The sequence below is a fragment of the Nocardia sp. NPDC051981 genome (assembly GCF_040680715.1).
GTDB lineage: Bacteria > Actinomycetota > Actinomycetes > Mycobacteriales > Mycobacteriaceae > Nocardia.
Genome location: NZ_JBFAXK010000022.1, coordinates 18,175 through 34,563 on the forward strand (window position 1 = coordinate 18,175; position 16,389 = coordinate 34,563).

Below are 16,389 nucleotides of genomic sequence, written 5' to 3' on the forward strand. Positions count from 1 at the left end.
CTCAGCGGCTCACAGCTGCCCGGTGGCCTCGCGCCAGGCGCGTTCCTTCTGGATCCACTCGTTGTCCTGCGGGAATTCGTCGATGGTGGTGACGCGCCGGATCTCGGTCTTGAATCCGGGACCGAACGACGGCGCCCGCCTGGCCCATTCGACAGCCTCCTCCTTGGAGGCCACGTTCAGGATGTAGAAGCCGCCGAACAGCTCCTTGGTCTCGCCGTAGGGTCCGTCGGTGACCAGCGGCGGCTCCGACGAGAAGTCCACCACCACACCCTCTTCCGCACTGTCGAGACCCTCGGCGGCCAGCAGGACCCCGGCGCGGATCAGCTCGTCGTTGAAGCGCCCGACGGATTCGAGCACCTTCTCGAAGTCGGCCTCGGCCATGGCCGCGTTGCCCTCGTCGCTAGCGCGCCAGATCAGCATGTACTTCACGGGATTGTCCTCCTTGTCGCGGGTCGCTGTCCGACCCTCTCACACCTTGGTCGAACGGCCTCCCCGGCAGATCGACACGGCCGCGAAAAAAGATCGACAGGGCCCGATCGCCACGAGTGGTCAGCGATAGCCGCCGAGCTCTTGAAGTACCGCCCGGTAGAGGGTGTGCCATTGCGCGTTGCCCTGGCCAGCGAAATCCCGGTCGCCAGTGAACTGCAGGGTACGCGCGAGGCGCACGCCCGTCAGGATCAGCACGGCGGGCGGAATGATCGGCAGGTCCAGCCGGGCGTCCACCCGGTCCCGGTGCCGCACGGCGGGGTCGGTCACGGCGCTACTCCTGCGGTGCCGACTGCCGCCTGAGTTGCAGGGCCGGCTCGATATGCCCGCTGTCGAGCAGGAATCCGAGGAACATCGCACGGAAGGCCGCGTGCACGGTGTCGGGCGGCAGCGAACCCGGCGAGGCCATCTCGTGCAGTGCGAGCCCGTGCGCCAGCGCGGTGAAGGCGGGCGCCATGGCATCCGGATCCGGGGCCCCGGCCGCCCGCGCGCCCGCGGCGGCGGCCCGGCGCGCGGCGGTCAGCGCGCGGGTGACCGCGTCACGGGATTCCGGCCGGCGCGCCGCGTGCAGGTAGGCCTCGAACAGCGCCAGGGTTTCCGGTGTGCGCGGCGTGGCGGCCGCGCTGAAGGCGGCCGCGATCTCGTCGGGTGAACCCTGCGCCTCGGCGAGCGACTCCGCGATCGCGATCTGGGTGTCGGCATCCTCTTCGGTGTAGACGCGCAGCGCCTCCTCGGTCAGCGCATCGATGGAGTCGAAGAAGTAGCCGACAGTGGTCAGCGGCAGCCCGGCCTTCTCGGTGACCGCCCGATGGGTCACCCCGGCCACGCCGACCTCGGCCGCCACCTCGACTGCGGCTTTGAGCAGGGCTGCTCGCCGAGCCAGGGCGCTCGGGCGATGGCGGCGTTCGGTCACGCCATCCACCCTAGTCGCTCTCTGTAATTCCTTACAGATTTACCTGGGCAAAGTCTGTAAGTTCTTCTAGGCTTGCTCGGCATGACGCCCCTCCACGCCTTTCGCGACGATGCCCTCGGCGAACACGACGCGGTTGCCCTCGCCGACCTGGTCCGCACCGGCGAGGTGAGCCCGCGGGAGCTCGCCGCCGCCGCCATCGACCGGGCCCGCGCGGTCGACCCCGAGCTGCACGCGGTCGCCTGCCCGCTCTACGACTCCCCGCGCTACGCCACCCGGCCCGGCAGCGCGCTGTACGGGGTCCCGACGTTCGTGAAGGACAACACCGATGTCGCGGGCCTGCCGACGAACCATGGCAGCGAAGCCTTCCGGGCCCGGCCCGCCGCGAAGGACGGGGCCTACACCCGCCAGTTCCTCGGCACCGGACTGACCCTGATCGGCAAGTCGCGACTGCCGGAGTTCGGCTTCAACGCCTCCACCGAGTACATGACCGAGCCGGCCGCGCGGAACCCGTGGAGCCTGACCCATTCGATCGGCGCGTCGTCCGGCGGGTCGGCCGCGCTCGTCGCCGCGGGCGTCGTCCCGATCGCGCACGCGAACGATGGCGGCGGATCCATTCGCATCCCGGCCGCGTGCGGCGGACTGGTCGGGCTCAAGCCGAGCCGCGGCCGGCACGTGGACGGTGAACAGGTGAAACACCTTCCCGTTCACATGATTTCCGAGGGCGTGGTCACCCGCACGGTCCGCGATACCGCGGCGTTCGTGGCCGCCGCCGAGGATGTGTGGCGCAATCCGAGACTCGCACCGGTCGGGGCGGTGCACGGCCCGGCCCGGCGCCGGCTGCGCGTGGGGCTGATCATGCACAGTGTGACCGGCGCCGAGGTCGACGTGCCCACCCGGGCGGCGGTCGAGCACACCGCGAGCCTGCTGGAGCGGGCCGGTCACATCGTGGAACCGATCACGCTGCCGGTCACCGCCCAGTTCGCCGCCGACTTCGTGCAGTACTGGGCATTGCTCGCCGATCTCGCCGTCAGCACCGGGAAGATCATCCTGGACCGGTCCTTCGACGCCGCCAAGGCCGACGGTCTCACCCGCGGCCTGCGGGACCATCACCGCCGCACCTTGCACCGCACCCCGGGTGCGCTGCGGCGGCTACGCCGGGTGCCGGCCGCCTACGCCCGGATGTTCGCGCGACACGAAGTGGTCGTCTCGCCGGTCCTCTCGCACACCACACCGGAACTCGGATTCGTCTCACCGACGGTTCCATTCCCCGAATTGATCGAGCGGCTCACCGGTTACGTGGGCTATACACCGCTGAACAATATCGCCGGAACCCCCGCCGTATCGCTGCCCATGGGCCGCACCAGCGCGGGACTGCCGGTCGGCGTTCAGCTCTCCGGTGCGCACGGCGACGAACGGACCCTTATCGAACTGGCGTATCTCCTCGAATCCGAACAGCCTTTCCCGCGTATCCACCTCCCGACGGAGGGACAATTGCTGGGATGATTCCTGAAATGACGCCTGAGAATCGGGCACTCTCTCCGAAATTTCAGGACATTACTCGCACGTAGCCGCAACACCGGGTGCATTCTGGACTACAGGTAAGGAGTCTTCTCGGTTCGAGGGAGGTAGGGACATGGTCAGGGTGACGGCGGTCAAGCCGAACGGAGAGCACTGGCATCCGCATCCCGGTGACGCCATCGAGGACCCGGGCGAAGGCCCAGCTCTGGTGCTGTGCCTGCTCGGCATCGCATGCCTCGGCATGACACTCACTGCCGCCGCGTCCGGCTACCACGGCTGGGCGATACTGGGCGCGATCGCGACCGCGGTGCTCATCGTCTCGGGTTTGCTGATGATCCGCTTCGAATATTTCCGCGAATTCAAGCGGGAGCAGCGCGCCGGGAGGAAGGGGCACAACCCTCTGGTCCGCGGGGAATGGCGTCCGCGTCAGGTCAGTTCGTGGCAGGCGCGACGTGGAGTCGAGTCGTGACCGGTCACCCGGCCACGACCCGGAACTGAACTACTGAATTACTGAACCGAAAAAGATCGGCTAGTCGGAGGTGACGGAAAGCAGGCCGAATCGGTTGACGGCGGCGTGATTGTGGCCGTCGGCGCTCGTGATGACCACCTCGGCGGGATTGGTCAGGGCAATGCAGCAGAAGAGCCCGTCATCCTGCTGGATGCTGAGCGACAGGAACCGATGATTCTTGGCCTGCTGCCACTCGTCCAGCGCGGCGTAGAGCCCTCGCATGGTGACGCTTTCGAAGTAGACGACATTGTGCTTGTTGAGTTCGGACACCGACCGATCATGCACCGGCCGCCATCAGGGCGGCCCGCAGATCGAGATCGATGCGATCGTCGAGGCGGGACAGATCGCGCCCGGTCAGGCGTTCGATACCGATGTGGTCCGCCACGACACGGGCGCCTTCGGGTCCACCGGCACCGTGGTGGCGGGCAGGGCGGTGCCGTACGCGGCGCGCAAGCTCGCCGCCACCTTGTGTGCGACCGCCGCAACACATCTCGGCGTTGCCGCCGAGGACTGCGAGCTCAGACCGAGACTCGGTGCGCCGCGGCAATCGCCGCATCTCCCCGCAGGCGCTGCACACGTGGTCGGCCGAGTCCGGGGAATCCCTTGCCGCGGACGGACATTGGGGCGGCACGCCCCGCTTGGTCGCCTTCGATGCGCAGCTGTTCCAGGTGGCGGTCGATCCCGATACCACCCGGTGGCCCCCGCCCTGGCCAATGCCCTCCGGGACGCCACCGGCAAGCCGTAGGGCCCGTCAGTCGATGGTGTAGGCCTGGCGGGAGAGGCGCCATCGCCGGATGCGATAACGGACCCGGTGGCCATGAATGTTTGCCACGGAGTGGCCACGGCTGGACCGGGTTGGGGCACAAGGGATTACGAGGAACCGACCGGCCCGGATTTGACAAGCGGAACGACCGGGCTCACCATTGCCCAGTCAGCACCTCGCTAGGCGAGGCTCCTGTACGAACACAGGCCACTGATCCGACGACGTCGAGAGACGCCCAGGGTTAGGACAGATCACCCCGGATTAAGGGGTGATCCGAAGTGGCTTCCCGGGTCGCGAGCCCCCGGATACGTCGTGCAGTGCCGAAGCTCTGACGAGAGGGGTGCAGGGTCCACGCCGTCGTGTGGGGCCCAGATCCCTCCTGCCGCGCGCGATGCGACACCCGATGTAGTGACGTCCACGTACGTCCCGGCGGCAAGGAGGTGAGGGACGAACAATGAGTTCCGGCGATAGTCCGTATCCGAGTACGGATTTCACTCTTCCGACGTCCCCGGCCTGCCGCATTCCGGTCACCGGCTGACCCGTTTCCCGCACAGGCGTGCCCGGCGTTCCACCGCCGGTCGGTAGCCCACGCGTGCCCCGGGCCGGTCGATCCGTGCCCGAACTCGCTCGGCGGCCGGGCGTATCCCGCACGCCCGCACACCTGATGATCGAAAGCGAGGGACAGGCCATGGCCTTCTTCGCGAACGGCTCCAGCCGCCGCACCTCCACCGTCGCCGTGCCGGCCGCAGCCGGCCGGCCCGCCGCCGACGCCCACCCCACCGGCGCCGTCATGGACAGCGCGCACGTCGGCGATATCGTCGGCGCGCTCGGCTCCATCGGCCGGCACGACACCCTCGAAGGCCGTTCCCGCAGCCAGCGTTTCCGCATGCTGCTGGCCATCATCGGGCCCGGCCTGATCGTCATGGTCGGCGACAACGATGCCGGTGGGGTGGCCACCTACGCGCAGGCCGGGCAGAACTACGGCATGGCGCTGGTCTGGACCCTGGTGCTGCTGATCCCGGTGCTCTACGTGAACCAGGAGATGGTGGTCCGTCTCGGCGCGGTCGCCGGAGTCGGCCACGCGCGCTTGATCTTCGACCGCTTCGGCAAGTTCTGGGGCGCGTTCAGCGTCGGCGATCTGTTCATCGTGAACGCGCTCACCATCGTCACCGAGTTCATCGGTGTCTCCATGGCGCTCAACTACTTCGGGCTGCCCAAGGGCGTCGCCGTGCCGCTGGCGGCGGTCGCGCTGTTCGCCATGGTGGCCGGCGGTTCGTTCCGGCGCTGGGAGCGGTTCCTGTTCGGGCTGATCGCGCTGAACATCGTCATGTTCCCGCTGGCATTCCTGGTGCACCCCAAGGCATCCCAGGTCGCGCACGGATTTCTGCCGTCCTTCCCGGGCGGGCTGAACTCGACGCTGCTGCTGCTCATCGTGTCCATCGTGGGCACCACGGTCGCGCCGTGGCAGCTGTTCTTCCAGCAGTCCAATATCGTCGACAAGCGCATCACTCCCCGCTGGATCCGCTACGAGCGCATCGACCTGTGGGTCGGCATCGTCGTGGTCATGGTCGGCGCGGTCGCCATCATGGCGGCGACCACCTTCGGCCTCGCGGGCACGGCCGCGGCCGGCAGCTTCACCGATGCCGGGGCCGTCGCCCACGCGCTGCACGACCACGTGGGCACCACCGCCGGCGCGCTGTTCGCCATCCTGCTGCTGGACGCCTCGCTCATCGGCGCCAATGCCGTCGGTCTGGCCACCACCTACGCCCTCGGCGACACCCTGGGCCGGCGGCACTCGCTGCACTGGAAGGTCTCCGAGGCGCCGGCCTTCTATCTCGGATACGCGGCGCTGCTCGGCGTCGCCGCCGCGGTGTCGTTCAGCCCCGATCACGTGCTGGGCCTGCTGACCCAGGGGGTGCAGGCGCTGGCCGGGGTGCTGCTGCCGTCGGCGACGGTGTTCCTGGTCCTGCTCTGCAATGACAAGGCCGTGCTCGGCCCGTGGGTGAACACGGTCAGGCAGAACATTGTCGCCGGGGTCATCGTCTGGTCGCTGGTGCTGCTGTCGCTCGCGCTGACCGCGGCCACCTTCTTCCCGGACCTGACCGCCACGACCCTCGAAATCGGCTTCGGCGCGGGCGCGCTGGTCGGTGTCCTGGGCGGGGCGGGCATGCTCATCGCCTGGCAGCGCGGCCGGCGTCGCCGGGCCGAGCGGACCGCGGCCGAGCTCGGCGGACTGGATCCGGATCAGGTGGAGGAGCTGGACTCCACTCGCCTCACCAAGGCCGAGCGCAAGGCCATTCTGGAGGCGGACCGCGACACCTGGCGCACCCCCGCGCTCGACACCCTGGCGCGACCGGCGTTCTCCACGGCGCGCACGGTGGGCATGTTCGCCCTGCGCGGCTACCTGCTGCTCGCGGTGATCCTGGTGGGCGTCAAGATCTTCCAGTCCATCGGCGGCTGATCACCCACGGCGCGGCCGCAGTTCCTGCACATCGTCACCGATGCGCTTGGGCTGCGGCCGTTTTCGATGAAGCTCACGTTTCCATGAAGCTCAGCAGTGTGCGGGATGAAATCGGACGGCACCACACAGGTTTGGACGAATCCGGTTCGGGGAATACCCGGGGTGCACGACCGTCAGAGATCGTCGAGATCGGGAATGGGGGGCAGGACCGGCTCCGGCCACTCCTCCAGGGTTGCCACCTGCAGGTGGATGAAGGCTGCGATGCGGTGCCGGGCCGAGGACGGCAGTCGCTCGATATCGGCCGGGCTCAGAACGTGTGCGCCGAAGGAGTGGGACTGTGGCGCTTCAGGGTCAGGCGACTCGGGAACAACCTCTAGCTTCGGCCGCGAAGCAGTGGCCGGAATGTCTGGCTCATCCGGGTCTGCGGCAGCGGCGGCGGTTCGCACCATGCCGTGACCATAACCCTTTGATAACGCCTGCGGGGAGGCGTTGGCGCACTTGTGTCTCCGGGCTGCGAATTCAGCGAAGCCATTGTATCGGCGAGAGAAGTGTGCAGGCAGCGTCGGCCCTTCAGATATTCGGTGGGCCTGCGCCGGAACACTATGGTGATGGGCGTCACTCTGTCAACACTTCTGACAAATCTCCCCGGAATGGCGCGAAAACTCCCCTGGGCTCCCACGGGCAATTCAGAGTGGGCGGCGCGCAATGGCATACAAATCACGCGCCGGACCGGTCGGCTTCTGCCCGATCGGCCACACCGCACGCAGCTGTCTTTCCAGATCCAGACCGGTCACCGTGGGCGACACCAGGACTCCCTCGGCCAGTTCGGTGGCCACCGCCAGGGAGCTCAGCACGGCCGGCGCGATGCCGTCGGCGACGGCGGTCTTGATGGCAGTGGTCGAGGACAGCTCCAGCGCGACATTCGGCTCCCAGCCCGGCATTGCGGCGGTCATGGCACGCTCGAAGGAGTTCCGGGTGCCCGATCCGGGTTCGCGATAGATGAGCGGGCTGCGCGCCAGTTCGGCCGCGTCGATCTCGGCCAGGCGGGCCCAGGGGTGACCGGGCGCGACCACCACGACCAGCCGATCCCGGCCCACCACATGGCTTTCCAGTTCGGTCGGCAGGCGCGGGCTCTCCACGAATCCGATTCCGGCCCGGCCCTCGAGCACCGCCTTGGCGACCTCGGCCGAATTGCCCGATTCCAGGGCGATGGAGGTGTCCGGCATCCGGGCCCGCAGGCCCACCAGCCATTTCGGGAACAGGTACTCCGCGACGGTCTGGCTGGCCGCCACCCGCAGCCGCGAATCCCGCTGCGCGCGCAGGCTGTCGATCCCGGCGTCCAGCCGCGCGGCCGCATCCACGACCGTGCGCGCCCATTCGGCGATGAGCGAGCCCGCCGCCGTCGGCCGCGAGCCGAGCGTCGTCCGCTCCAGCACCGGCACGCCCACCAGCTGCTCGAGATAGCGGATGCGCGAGCTGGCGGAGGGCTGACTGATGCCGTGCGCCTTGGCCGCCCGGCCGAGACTGCCCAGCTCGATCACCGACAACAGCAGATCGAGGGCGGCCAGATCGGGGACGCGCGGGGACAAGGGCACAGAGCGAGTCTATGCAGGCCGCCCGGCCGGTTCCGGCGACCCGCGGTCAGCGAGCGGCGGCCACCCGCTCGACCACCGGCCGCCAGGTCTCGAGCGGATGGACGGCCAGGCCGACCACCTTGCCCGCGTCATCGGCGCGCCGCAGCGCGAGGGCCGCGGCGAAATCGGGATCGCGCTCGAAGGCCGTGATCTCCGCGGGCGTCATGGGACCGCCCTGCGCGATCAGGGTGCGCCGGCTCGACGGCGAAAGCGCCTCGGCGTGTACCGAATCCGTGGCCGCGAGATACCGCTTGGCCACCACGTGCAGTTCCACCAGCCGCGCGACCCGTGCGCCGAGCAGGGCCCGGACCGCGTCGCCGCCGTGGACTCCGTGCCCCGCGTCGTCACCGGGCACCAGCACGTGCCCGATATCGTGCACCAGCCCGGCCACCTGAAGTTCCTCGTCGCCGGGAAAGTCCTGGCGCAGGAGCGCGGCGCACTGCCGGTCGTGGTCGAGGATGTCGACCGGATCGCCGCTGCGGTCGGGCATGTCCCAGGCGTCGGCGCAGCCGGCCAGCAGGGTCATGAGTTCGTCGACGGTGCCGATGGGCGCGCGGTTCACGCCCGCACCCTACGGGAATACCCGCACCGCCACCCGGGTACAAATAGTTGACATATCAACGATATGCATTCGGGTGCGCCGCCGCGCCGATTCGGAACGCATCGGACACTATTCAGCAAACCAACTGTGTGACCGGCGAACGGGTCACCACGTCTGTGCGCCGGTTCCTCTGGAAGGAGCCTCCCATGCACGATCTGAGCGGCAAGACGATTCTCATCACCGGCGCGGCCCGGGGCATCGGCGCCGCGGCCGCTCGGCAGGCGGTCGGGGCCGGGGCGAATGTCGTGATCGCCGACGTGCTCGACGAGGAGGGCAAGGCGCTCGCGGCCGAATTGGGCTCGCGGGCCGCCTATCAGCACCTCGACGTCACCTCCGAGCTCGACTGGGCCACCGCGCTGGCCACGGCCTGCGACGCCTTCGGCGGCAGCGTGCACGGCCTGGTGAACAATGCCGGCATCTCGACCGGGGAGCTGCTGGCCGATGAATCGGTAGAGCACTTCCGCAAGGTCATCGACATCAATCTGGTCGGGGTCTTCCTGGGCATGCGGACCTTCATCCCCGCCCTCAAGCAGGCGGGCGGCGGCTCGATCGTCAATATCTCCTCCGCTGCCGGGCTCATGGGCCTGGCCCTGACCGGCAGCTACGGCGCGTCCAAGTGGGCGGTGCGCGGCATGTCCAAGGTGGCCGCCATCGAGAACGGCATCGACCGGATTCGAGTGAACTCCGTGCACCCGGGTATGACCTACACCCCGATGACCGCACAGGTCGGCATCCAGCAGGGTGAGGGCGGCTATCCCAATACCCCAATGGCCCGGGTCGGCGAGGCCGATGAGATCGCCTCGGCCATCGTCTTCCTGCTCTCGGACGCGTCCTCCTACGTCACCGGCGCGGAACTCGCGGTGGACGGCGGCTGGACCGCCGGGCCGACGGTGAAATACGTGATGGGCCAATAGCACTCCAAGGCTCCCGGTCGAGGAGTTCCGGCGCTAGTGCTTCTCGATGCGGCTCGCGGGCGGGGTGACCGCCCCGCGGCCGCGCAGGTAGGTCTCCAGGGCATCGAGATCGATGGGGCCGACCAGGGTTTCGCGGCTCTGCTGGAACACGGTGAAACCGTCGCCCCCGGCTGCCAGGAAGTTGTTGGTCGAAACCCGGTAGACCGCCACGGGATTCAGCGGCTGCCCGGCCACCCGGACGCTGCCGTCGACCACCTTGTGTCCCTTGGGCGCGCCGTCGGAGTAGGTGTAGGTGATGCCCGCGACCGACAGCACGCCGGGCTTGCTGACATTGTCCCATTGCTGCTCCAGCAGATTCAGGATCTGCTGTCCGGTCAGCGCCACCGCCACCACCTGATTGCCGAAGGGCTGCACGGTGTAGGCCTGCGCGTAGGTGATGTTGCCGCCGGTCAGCCCAGCACGCACGCCACCCGGATTCATGAAGGCCGCCACGGCCTGCACGGTGGTCATGGCATCGAGCATGGCGTCGGCGATGACATCGCCGAGCGGGGAATCCCCGGCCGGAGCAGGCTCGGCGGGCACCGGCGCGGTGGCCTGGCCGATCACCCGATCGGCCAGCGGTTTCGCTTGTCCGGCAAAGTAATCCACCAGCTGGGCGGCGGCGGGCGCGGACGTGACATCGCGGGTGACGACCCGGTTGACGGCCTTCGCCTCGACCGTGCCGTCGCGGAAGCGCAGGGTGACGTCGGTGACGAGGCGGCCGAAGGAGGCGGCCTGGGTGACCACCTTGCCGTCCAGTGTGCAGTTGTAGGCCTGGTGGCTGTGCGCGGTGAGCAGCACCGACACCACGGCATCGGTGCGGTGGGCCAGCGCCTGGACGTCGGGTGAGATGCCGGCGCAGCCGTTGTAATCGACCGGGGCGCCGTGGGTTTGCTGGGCGCCGCCGTCGTGCAGCAGCGCCACCACGGTTTCCGCACCCGCGGATTTCATCTCGGACACGTACTTGCCGATGGCGTCGGCCTCGTCGCCGAAGCGGTAGCCGCGAATGCCCTCGGGCGTGACGATGTGCTCGGTGTCAGTCGTGACGACGCCGATGACGCCGATCTTGTGGCCGCCCAGTTCGAGCATGGTCCACGCCTTCAGCCCGGGCGGCAGCTGGCCGTTGCCGTCGGTGACATTGGCGGCCAGGTACGGGAACTTCGCCCCGGTGAACGGCTCGCCCGGCATGCAGCCGTCGGCGGCGCATCCGCCCTGCTGGAGTCGGCGCAATTCAGCGACGCCGTGGTCGAATTCGTGATTGCCGACCGCCGAGGCCGCGACACCCACCGAGTTCAGGAAGTCGATGGTCGGCTCGTCGTGGAACAGCGAGGAGACGAGCGGGCTGGCCCCGATATTGTCCCCGGCCGACAGGATGGCGCTGTCCGGATAGGCCGCCTTCAGCCGCGCCAGATGCGCGGCCAGGTACGCCGCTCCCCCGGCGGTGTACGTCCCCACTTTGCCGTTGGCGCCGTCCGGCGGTTGCAGATTCCCGTGCAGGTCGTTGATCCCGAACAGGTGTACTTCACCCGGTTGCGCCTCGGGCAGGTCGCCGGTCGACACCAGCGGCACCGCGGTCGGGGTGGCGGGGGTCGGGCTTTCCGCACCGCCGCAGCCCGCCACCAGGCCAAGACTCAGTACCGCCGCGCACAATCCCAGAACACGCCGCCGACCGTTCATACCTGTCGACTGTGGCAGACGCGGTCGACGGTCGCACTACGACAGGGTGAATTCCCGCTGTTGCAGGGGCAGTCCGTCGTGCAGGGCCGCGCGCACCAGAGTGTGCGTGAATCGCACTGTCCCGCCGGGTGATTCGAGGACGAGCAGGCCGAGGTGACGGCGGCGTCCAGCGCGGGGAGGCATTCCAGCACCGGGCGGCCGATCAGCGGCGTGGCGATCGCGACGGGGGAGCGTCTTCGAGGATGGCGGCCGCCCGCAACAGTTCCTGGTCGAGGGGTGGCACGGTGGCGAGGCGGCCGCGCACGGGTCGAGCGCCTCGTGCACCTCCCGGTACCGCCGCGAGCCGACGCCGGGAGTGTGGCTGATATGGATATAGGACATGGTCTCCTCCTCTCGGTGTCACCCGCGGTGGGTGCTGCCCAAAGCGTAGGAAGACCTGTCCCGCTGCCGCTTCCGCCGAATTCCTCACGACATGTACTCACCCGCCGCCGCGCCCTCGGGGTGCGGCGGCCGGTCCCGGCTACTTCGGGTCTAGCTGCTGGACGCGCTGGCGAACGGGGTCGAGACGGGAACGGCCGGGCGGCGGATCGGGTGCTGCCACAGGCCCTTTCGCTCCAGGATCGGCAGCACGCCCTCGCCGAACCAGTAGGCCTCCTCCAGGTGCGGGTAGCCGGAGAGCACGAAGTGGGAGATGCCGGCCTTCGAGTATTCGAGGAGGCGTTCGGCCACCTCCGCGTGCGAGCCGACCAGCGCGGTGCCCGCGCCACCGCGCACCAGGCCCACCCCCGCCCACAGGTTCGGGGCGATCTCGAGCCGGTCGGTGCTGCCGTTGTGCAGCTCCGACATCCGGCGCTGCCCCTCGGATTCGCTCTTGGCCAGGGCGTTCTGGACGCGCTCGATATCGGCCGGGTCGATTCCGGCCAGCAGCTTGTCGGCCACCGCCCACGCCTCCTCGGAGGTGTCGCGGGTGATGACGTGGATGCGCAGGCCGTAGTCCAGCTTGCGGCCGTGGTCCACGGCCAGCCCGCGGATCCAGTCGAGCTTGCGGCTGACCGCCAGCACCGGTTCGCCCCAGGTGAGATAGGTGTCGGCGTACCGGGCCGCGACGGGTCCCGCCGGGGCCGAGGAGCCGCCGAAGAACACCGGCGGCACCGGATCGGGCCGATTGCTCAACAGCGCGTTCTCGACGTGAATGTGCTCGCCGCGGAAGGTGACCGGCTCGTGCGAGTTCCACAGCTGCCGCACCACATCCAGGAACTCTCCCGTCCGGGCGTACCGGGCCTCCTTGTCGGCGAAGTCGCCGTAGGCCGCCTGCTCCAGTGGTTCGCCGCCGGTCACCACATTGAGGAAGAGCCGTCCCGCGGAATGCCGCTGGAAGGTGCCCGCCATCTGCGCGGCCAGGGTGGGGCTCATCAGGCCCGGGCGCAGGGCCACCAGGAATTTCAGCGTCTCGGTGGTCTCGACCAGCATGGCGGTGGTGAGCCAGGCGTCCTCGCACCAGGAGCCGGTGGGGGTGAGCACGGCCTCGAAGCCATTGGTCTCGGCGGCCGCGGCGATCTGGTTCAGGTAGTGCAGCGAGGCCGGGCGGTCACCCGACATCGGGGTGCCGTGCCCGCCGGCCACCAGGCCGCGGGAGTCGCCGGAGGTGGGCAGGAACCAGTGGAACGACAAGCTCATGCGGGGACTCCTAGGAGGTGAATCGGTCGTTGTAGCGGGTGTCGATGAAGTCGGCGATCCGGACCTTGCCCGGAATCAGCTTGGCGTCGGAGAAACCTTCGGCCACTTGCTGTTCCGCGGCGATCGTCGCGTCATCGAGCGGGTGATCCTGGTAGTTGGCGCGGTTCACGGCCAGGAGCGTGACGTCGTAGGGCACCCCGGTGATGGCGGCCGACTGTTTGGCCCAGTCCTCCCGATGTCCGGTGATCCACCCGTGCGCACGCTGGATACGCACCAGCAGGTCCCGGACCGCGGCCGCGTTCGCCTTGTTCTGCAACGTCTTCGAGCCCGTGACGAAGAAGCTGTCCGGCTTCACGTAGCCGGTGCCGTCCACCAGCACCCGATTGCCGCTCAGTTCGGCCTGGGCCACATAGGGATCCCAGACCGTCCAGGCGTCCACCCGCCCGGTGGACAACGCGGCGAGCGCGTCGGCGGGTTGCAGGTACTGCGGTTCGATATCGGAGAAGGTGAGCCCGGCCTTGGTGAGCACCGACAGCAGGTGGTAGTGCGCGGAGCTGCCCTTGGTGACCGCGATCTTCTTGCCGCGCAGGTCCTTCGGATCCCTGATCGACGAGTCCCTCGGCACCACCAGACCGTTCCCGGCCGCCCCGGAGTCGTAGGACCCGATGATCTTGATCTGGGACTTGGCCGCCGCCGCGAACACCGGCGGGGCGTCGCCGACGCCGCCGAAGTCGATGGATCCGGCATTGATGGCCTCGAGCAGGGGCGGTCCGGCGGTGAAGGTGGACCATTCGACCTTGTACGGGAGTCCCTTGCCCTCGCCGGAGACCTCCAGCAGGGCTTGCAGCGCAAGACCTTTCTGATCGCCGATGTGCAGGGTCACCTGTGACAGGTCCACCGATCCGTCCGCGTTCACGCCCTTGGTGTCGTCATTGCCGGACGAGCACGCCGCGCTGACGAGGGCCGTGGCGACCGCCAGGGCGGCGAACAGGGGCTTGGATCTCATTCGGTGGTTCCTTCCGGGGTGACACCCAGCTCGGCGAGCAATGCCGTACGCAGGGCCAGGAATTCGGGATGGTCGCGCCGGCGCGGGCGCGGCAGGTCGATGGGGATCTCGCGGGCGATCCGACCGCCGTCGAGCACCAGGGCACGATCGGCCAGCAGCACCGCCTCGTCCACGTCGTGGGTGACCAGCAGCACACCGGGCCGATGCCGCGCCCACAGGTCCAGCACCAGGCCGTGAATCGTGATGCGGGTCAGGGCATCCAGGGCGCTGAAGGGTTCGTCGAGCAGCAGCAGATCCGGCTCCCGGACCAGGGCGCGGGCCAGTGAGGCGCGCTGCGCCTCACCGCCGGAGAGGGTCAGCGGCCAGGCCTCGCCGCGCGCCGCCAGGCCCACCTCGGCCAGCGCGGCTGCGGCGGCGGCCCTGGCGTTTTCGTGACGCAGTCCGAGAGTCACGTTGTCGCGCACGCGTTTCCACGGCACCAGGCGCGGCTCCTGGAAGGCGACCGCGACCTCGCCGGACACGGCGAGCTCGCCGCCGGTCTCGTCGTCCAGGCCCGCCAGCGCCCGCAGGAGGGTGGATTTGCCGGAGCCGCTGCGCCCGAGCAGGGCCACGAACTCGCCGGGGCGGATGTCGAGATCCAGTCCGTGCAGGATCCGGCGTTCGCCGAAGTCCTTGACCAGACCCCGAATTCGCACCACCGGGGAATCGGCCGCGGCCGGGGCCGCCGCCGGCTCCTCCAGTTCGGCCAGCGTCGCCGCGATCACCGAATCGGTCAGGGTGCCAGGAAGCCGCGTCGCCATGACAGCGCTCTCCTCTCGATGGAACGAACGAGCGCGTCGGTGAGCAGCCCGAGCACGCTGTAGACGAGCAGGCCGACCACGATCACGTCGGTACGCAGGAACTCGCGGGCGTCGTTGATCATGAAGCCCAGACCCGCGTCGGCATTGACCTGCTCGGCGACAATGAGCGCCAGCCAGGCCACGCCCAGCGACTGACGCAGGCCGACCAGTGTCTGCGGCAGCGCGCCCGGCAGCACGATGTGCCGGATCAGGCCCGCCCGGCTCAGCCGCTGCACCCGGGCCAGCTCGGCCAGCTTGCCGTCCACGCCGCGGATACCCGCGAAGGTGTTGAGGTACAGGGGAACCGCCACCCCGAAGGCGACCAGCACGATCTTGGGCAGCTCCCCGATCCCGAACCACAGGATGAACAGCGGGATCAGGCCGTAGAACGGCAGCGTCCGCAGCATCTGCATCAGCGGGTCGACCAGGTACTCCCCGGCCCGGCTCAGCCCGGCCAGCAGGGCCAGCCCGATGCCTGCCACCGCGCCGATGACGAAGCCCAGCGCGGCTCGCCGCAGCGACACCGACACGGCCTTGGTGAGCGTGCCGTCCTTGATCAGGTCGACGGCCGTCTGCACGACGGTCACCGGAGAGGCGAGCAGCCGTTCGGGCAGCACACCGGTCGAGCTGGCGAGCTGCCAGACCACCACCAGCAGCACCGGCGCGACGAAGCGCGCCAGCGCGGAGACGCTCGGCAGGCGTGGCCGGCCGGTAATGGGCCTGGCCTGCACGGCAATTGCGGACACGACAGCACCTCGGGCGAACGGGGACGGGGACGGTGGCGGCCGCGGGCCTTCGTCCGCCACACCCTGACCCTGCCGGTCCGGCCTCGCCCGGTCACCGGTTGTAATCCGCATGATTCTGGGCTTGCTGCTGGCACCGACGTCGAAGGCCTGGCCTGCGTGCTCTTCGAATGCCGCACCGGCACCGCCCCTATTCCGGCGGCAATGACGCGCAGATCATCAGCGCCAACCTCTTCGACCCGATCCCCCGTCCGAGCCAGGTCCGCGCGGGCGTCCCGGTGCCGAGGCCACAGCGCACACCGGCGGGCGGAGACCGCGCCGGGTGGCGGCCGTACCGGGTGTGCTCGTTCTCGACGCGGCCTCATGGACTTTCGCGGGCTGGGCCTATTCGCAGCGGACGAAACCGGGCACGGCGATCGGGGACGCGGCGAGGCCCGCGACGTCCTCGTCGCGGTGTACGAGGACCTGCACCTGTTCGTGGTGGTCACCGGATCGACAGCCGAGTATCCCGGCAGCTCACCCAAGCACGACGTGGCTCTGCTCGCCTGGTTCCAGCAGCACTTCACCACATAGAAATAGGTGGTGCCGGGTTCCCTCCGCAGCTGGGAAC

At 69.1% G+C, this 16,389-nt stretch carries 18 protein-coding genes, 1 pseudogene and 1 riboswitch; of the genes and pseudogenes, 6 read left to right on the plus strand and 13 right to left on the minus strand.

The annotated features are described in order from the left end of the window. Positions 1–9: 9 nt before the first annotated feature. The 3 genes from AB0L60_RS30635 to AB0L60_RS30645 all read right to left on the minus strand — a co-directional run bounded on the left by AB0L60_RS30635 (position 10) and on the right by AB0L60_RS30645 (position 1,399). Positions 10–429: a YciI family protein gene (locus tag AB0L60_RS30635; protein ID WP_357011886.1), complete on the minus strand. Its 420-nt coding sequence runs from the start codon at positions 427–429 to the stop codon at positions 10–12. A gap of 120 nt (positions 430–549) precedes the next feature. Continuing rightward, positions 550–756, minus strand: coding sequence for a hypothetical protein (locus AB0L60_RS30640; protein ID WP_364620921.1), 207 nt, complete (start codon positions 754–756; stop codon positions 550–552). Positions 757–760: 4 nt separating this feature from the next. Beyond that, a complete protein-coding gene (locus AB0L60_RS30645; RefSeq protein ID WP_364620924.1) occupies positions 761–1,399 on the minus strand; it encodes a TetR family transcriptional regulator in 639 nt (212 codons plus the stop codon). Between the two features lie 81 nt (positions 1,400–1,480). Here AB0L60_RS30645 and AB0L60_RS30650 point away from each other — a divergent pair, with 81 nt between their 5' ends. Further along, entirely contained in the window at positions 1,481–2,902 is a 1,422-nt protein-coding gene (locus tag AB0L60_RS30650; RefSeq protein WP_364620927.1) for an amidase, read from the plus strand. A gap of 130 nt (positions 2,903–3,032) precedes the next feature. Then, positions 3,033–3,386, plus strand: coding sequence for a hypothetical protein (locus tag AB0L60_RS30655; protein ID WP_364620930.1), 354 nt, complete (start codon positions 3,033–3,035; stop codon positions 3,384–3,386). 60 nt (positions 3,387–3,446) lie between these two features. Here the strand turns inward: AB0L60_RS30655 and AB0L60_RS30660 are convergent, their stop codons facing one another. Then, a complete protein-coding gene (locus tag AB0L60_RS30660; RefSeq protein WP_364620932.1) occupies positions 3,447–3,695 on the minus strand; it encodes a hypothetical protein in 249 nt (82 codons plus the stop codon). A gap of 46 nt (positions 3,696–3,741) precedes the next feature. On the opposite strand from AB0L60_RS30660, the pseudogene AB0L60_RS30665 reads away from it, so the two are divergent. Together AB0L60_RS30665 and AB0L60_RS30670 are read left to right on the plus strand one after the other, a co-directional pair. After that, a pseudogene (locus AB0L60_RS30665) lies at positions 3,742–3,909 on the plus strand (molybdopterin cofactor-binding domain-containing protein); the annotation flags it as partial. Positions 3,910–4,356: 447 nt separating this feature from the next. Then, positions 4,357–4,535, plus strand: a riboswitch (M-box (ykoK) riboswitch). 341 nt (positions 4,536–4,876) lie between these two features. Further along, positions 4,877–6,649 carry an NRAMP family divalent metal transporter gene (locus AB0L60_RS30670; RefSeq protein ID WP_364621224.1) on the plus strand — a complete coding sequence of 591 codons (1,773 nt, stop codon included), beginning with the start codon at positions 4,877–4,879 and terminating at the stop codon, positions 6,647–6,649. A 173-nt stretch (positions 6,650–6,822) separates the two neighbouring features. On the opposite strand, the gene AB0L60_RS30675 is transcribed toward AB0L60_RS30670, so the two are convergent. The 3 genes from AB0L60_RS30675 to AB0L60_RS30685 all read right to left on the minus strand — a co-directional run bounded on the left by AB0L60_RS30675 (position 6,823) and on the right by AB0L60_RS30685 (position 8,845). Further along, the gene (locus AB0L60_RS30675; protein ID WP_354834502.1) at positions 6,823–7,098 is read right to left on the minus strand and encodes a hypothetical protein; all 276 of its coding nucleotides are present in this window, start codon (positions 7,096–7,098) and stop codon (positions 6,823–6,825) included. A 237-nt stretch (positions 7,099–7,335) separates the two neighbouring features. Beyond that, positions 7,336–8,244: a LysR family transcriptional regulator gene (locus AB0L60_RS30680; protein ID WP_364620936.1), complete on the minus strand. Its 909-nt coding sequence runs from the start codon at positions 8,242–8,244 to the stop codon at positions 7,336–7,338. A 46-nt stretch (positions 8,245–8,290) separates the two neighbouring features. After that, positions 8,291–8,845 carry an HD domain-containing protein gene (locus AB0L60_RS30685; RefSeq protein WP_364620939.1) on the minus strand — a complete coding sequence of 185 codons (555 nt, stop codon included), beginning with the start codon at positions 8,843–8,845 and terminating at the stop codon, positions 8,291–8,293. Between the two features lie 185 nt (positions 8,846–9,030). Between AB0L60_RS30685 and AB0L60_RS30690 the strand changes: the two genes are divergently transcribed. Further along, the gene (locus AB0L60_RS30690) at positions 9,031–9,798 is read left to right on the plus strand and encodes a glucose 1-dehydrogenase (RefSeq protein ID WP_364620941.1); all 768 of its coding nucleotides are present in this window, start codon (positions 9,031–9,033) and stop codon (positions 9,796–9,798) included. A gap of 33 nt (positions 9,799–9,831) precedes the next feature. Here AB0L60_RS30690 and AB0L60_RS30695 read toward each other — a convergent pair whose 3' ends face one another. From AB0L60_RS30695 to AB0L60_RS30720, 6 genes are all read right to left on the minus strand, one after another. Next, positions 9,832–11,514, minus strand: coding sequence for a bifunctional metallophosphatase/5'-nucleotidase (locus AB0L60_RS30695; protein ID WP_364620943.1), 1,683 nt, complete (start codon positions 11,512–11,514; stop codon positions 9,832–9,834). A 36-nt stretch (positions 11,515–11,550) separates the two neighbouring features. Then, entirely contained in the window at positions 11,551–11,697 is a 147-nt protein-coding gene (locus AB0L60_RS30700) for a hypothetical protein (RefSeq protein ID WP_364620946.1), read from the minus strand. Between the two features lie 348 nt (positions 11,698–12,045). Next, positions 12,046–13,191, minus strand: coding sequence for an LLM class flavin-dependent oxidoreductase (locus tag AB0L60_RS30705; RefSeq protein ID WP_364620949.1), 1,146 nt, complete (start codon positions 13,189–13,191; stop codon positions 12,046–12,048). A gap of 10 nt (positions 13,192–13,201) precedes the next feature. Beyond that, the gene (locus AB0L60_RS30710; protein WP_364620952.1) at positions 13,202–14,197 is read right to left on the minus strand and encodes an ABC transporter substrate-binding protein; all 996 of its coding nucleotides are present in this window, start codon (positions 14,195–14,197) and stop codon (positions 13,202–13,204) included. Continuing rightward, on the minus strand, positions 14,194–14,997 hold the full coding sequence (locus AB0L60_RS30715; protein WP_364620954.1) for an ABC transporter ATP-binding protein: 804 nt from the start codon (positions 14,995–14,997) through the stop codon (positions 14,194–14,196). The genes AB0L60_RS30710 and AB0L60_RS30715 overlap by 4 nt, the downstream gene beginning before the upstream one ends. After that, the gene (locus AB0L60_RS30720) at positions 14,970–15,782 is read right to left on the minus strand and encodes an ABC transporter permease (RefSeq protein WP_364620956.1); all 813 of its coding nucleotides are present in this window, start codon (positions 15,780–15,782) and stop codon (positions 14,970–14,972) included. The genes AB0L60_RS30715 and AB0L60_RS30720 overlap by 28 nt, the downstream gene beginning before the upstream one ends. A 360-nt stretch (positions 15,783–16,142) precedes the next feature. Here AB0L60_RS30720 and AB0L60_RS30725 point away from each other — a divergent pair, with 360 nt between their 5' ends. Beyond that, the gene (locus AB0L60_RS30725) at positions 16,143–16,352 is read left to right on the plus strand and encodes a hypothetical protein (protein WP_364620959.1); all 210 of its coding nucleotides are present in this window, start codon (positions 16,143–16,145) and stop codon (positions 16,350–16,352) included. Positions 16,353–16,389: the final 37 nt, after the last annotated feature.

Bases quoted from the DNA above. Each gene is read 5' to 3' on its own strand.
- AB0L60_RS30650 (WP_364620927.1), top strand. From the start codon at position 1,481: ATGACGCCCCTCCACGCCTTTCGCGACGATGCCCTCGGCGAACACGAC.
- AB0L60_RS30655 (WP_364620930.1), top strand. From the start codon at position 3,033: ATGGTCAGGGTGACGGCGGTCAAGCCGAACGGAGAGCACTGGCATCCG.
- AB0L60_RS30670 (WP_364621224.1), top strand. From the start codon at position 4,877: ATGGCCTTCTTCGCGAACGGCTCCAGCCGCCGCACCTCCACCGTCGCC.
- AB0L60_RS30675 (WP_354834502.1), bottom strand. From the start codon at position 7,098: ATGGTGCGAACCGCCGCCGCTGCCGCAGACCCGGATGAGCCAGACATT.
- AB0L60_RS30690 (WP_364620941.1), top strand. From the start codon at position 9,031: ATGCACGATCTGAGCGGCAAGACGATTCTCATCACCGGCGCGGCCCGG.
- AB0L60_RS30695 (WP_364620943.1), bottom strand. From the start codon at position 11,514: ATGAACGGTCGGCGGCGTGTTCTGGGATTGTGCGCGGCGGTACTGAGT.
- AB0L60_RS30700 (WP_364620946.1), bottom strand. From the start codon at position 11,697: ATGCCTCCCCGCGCTGGACGCCGCCGTCACCTCGGCCTGCTCGTCCTC.
- AB0L60_RS30705 (WP_364620949.1), bottom strand. From the start codon at position 13,191: ATGAGCTTGTCGTTCCACTGGTTCCTGCCCACCTCCGGCGACTCCCGC.
- AB0L60_RS30710 (WP_364620952.1), bottom strand. From the start codon at position 14,197: ATGAGATCCAAGCCCCTGTTCGCCGCCCTGGCGGTCGCCACGGCCCTC.
- AB0L60_RS30715 (WP_364620954.1), bottom strand. From the start codon at position 14,997: ATGGCGACGCGGCTTCCTGGCACCCTGACCGATTCGGTGATCGCGGCG.
- AB0L60_RS30725 (WP_364620959.1), top strand. From the start codon at position 16,143: ATGGACTTTCGCGGGCTGGGCCTATTCGCAGCGGACGAAACCGGGCAC.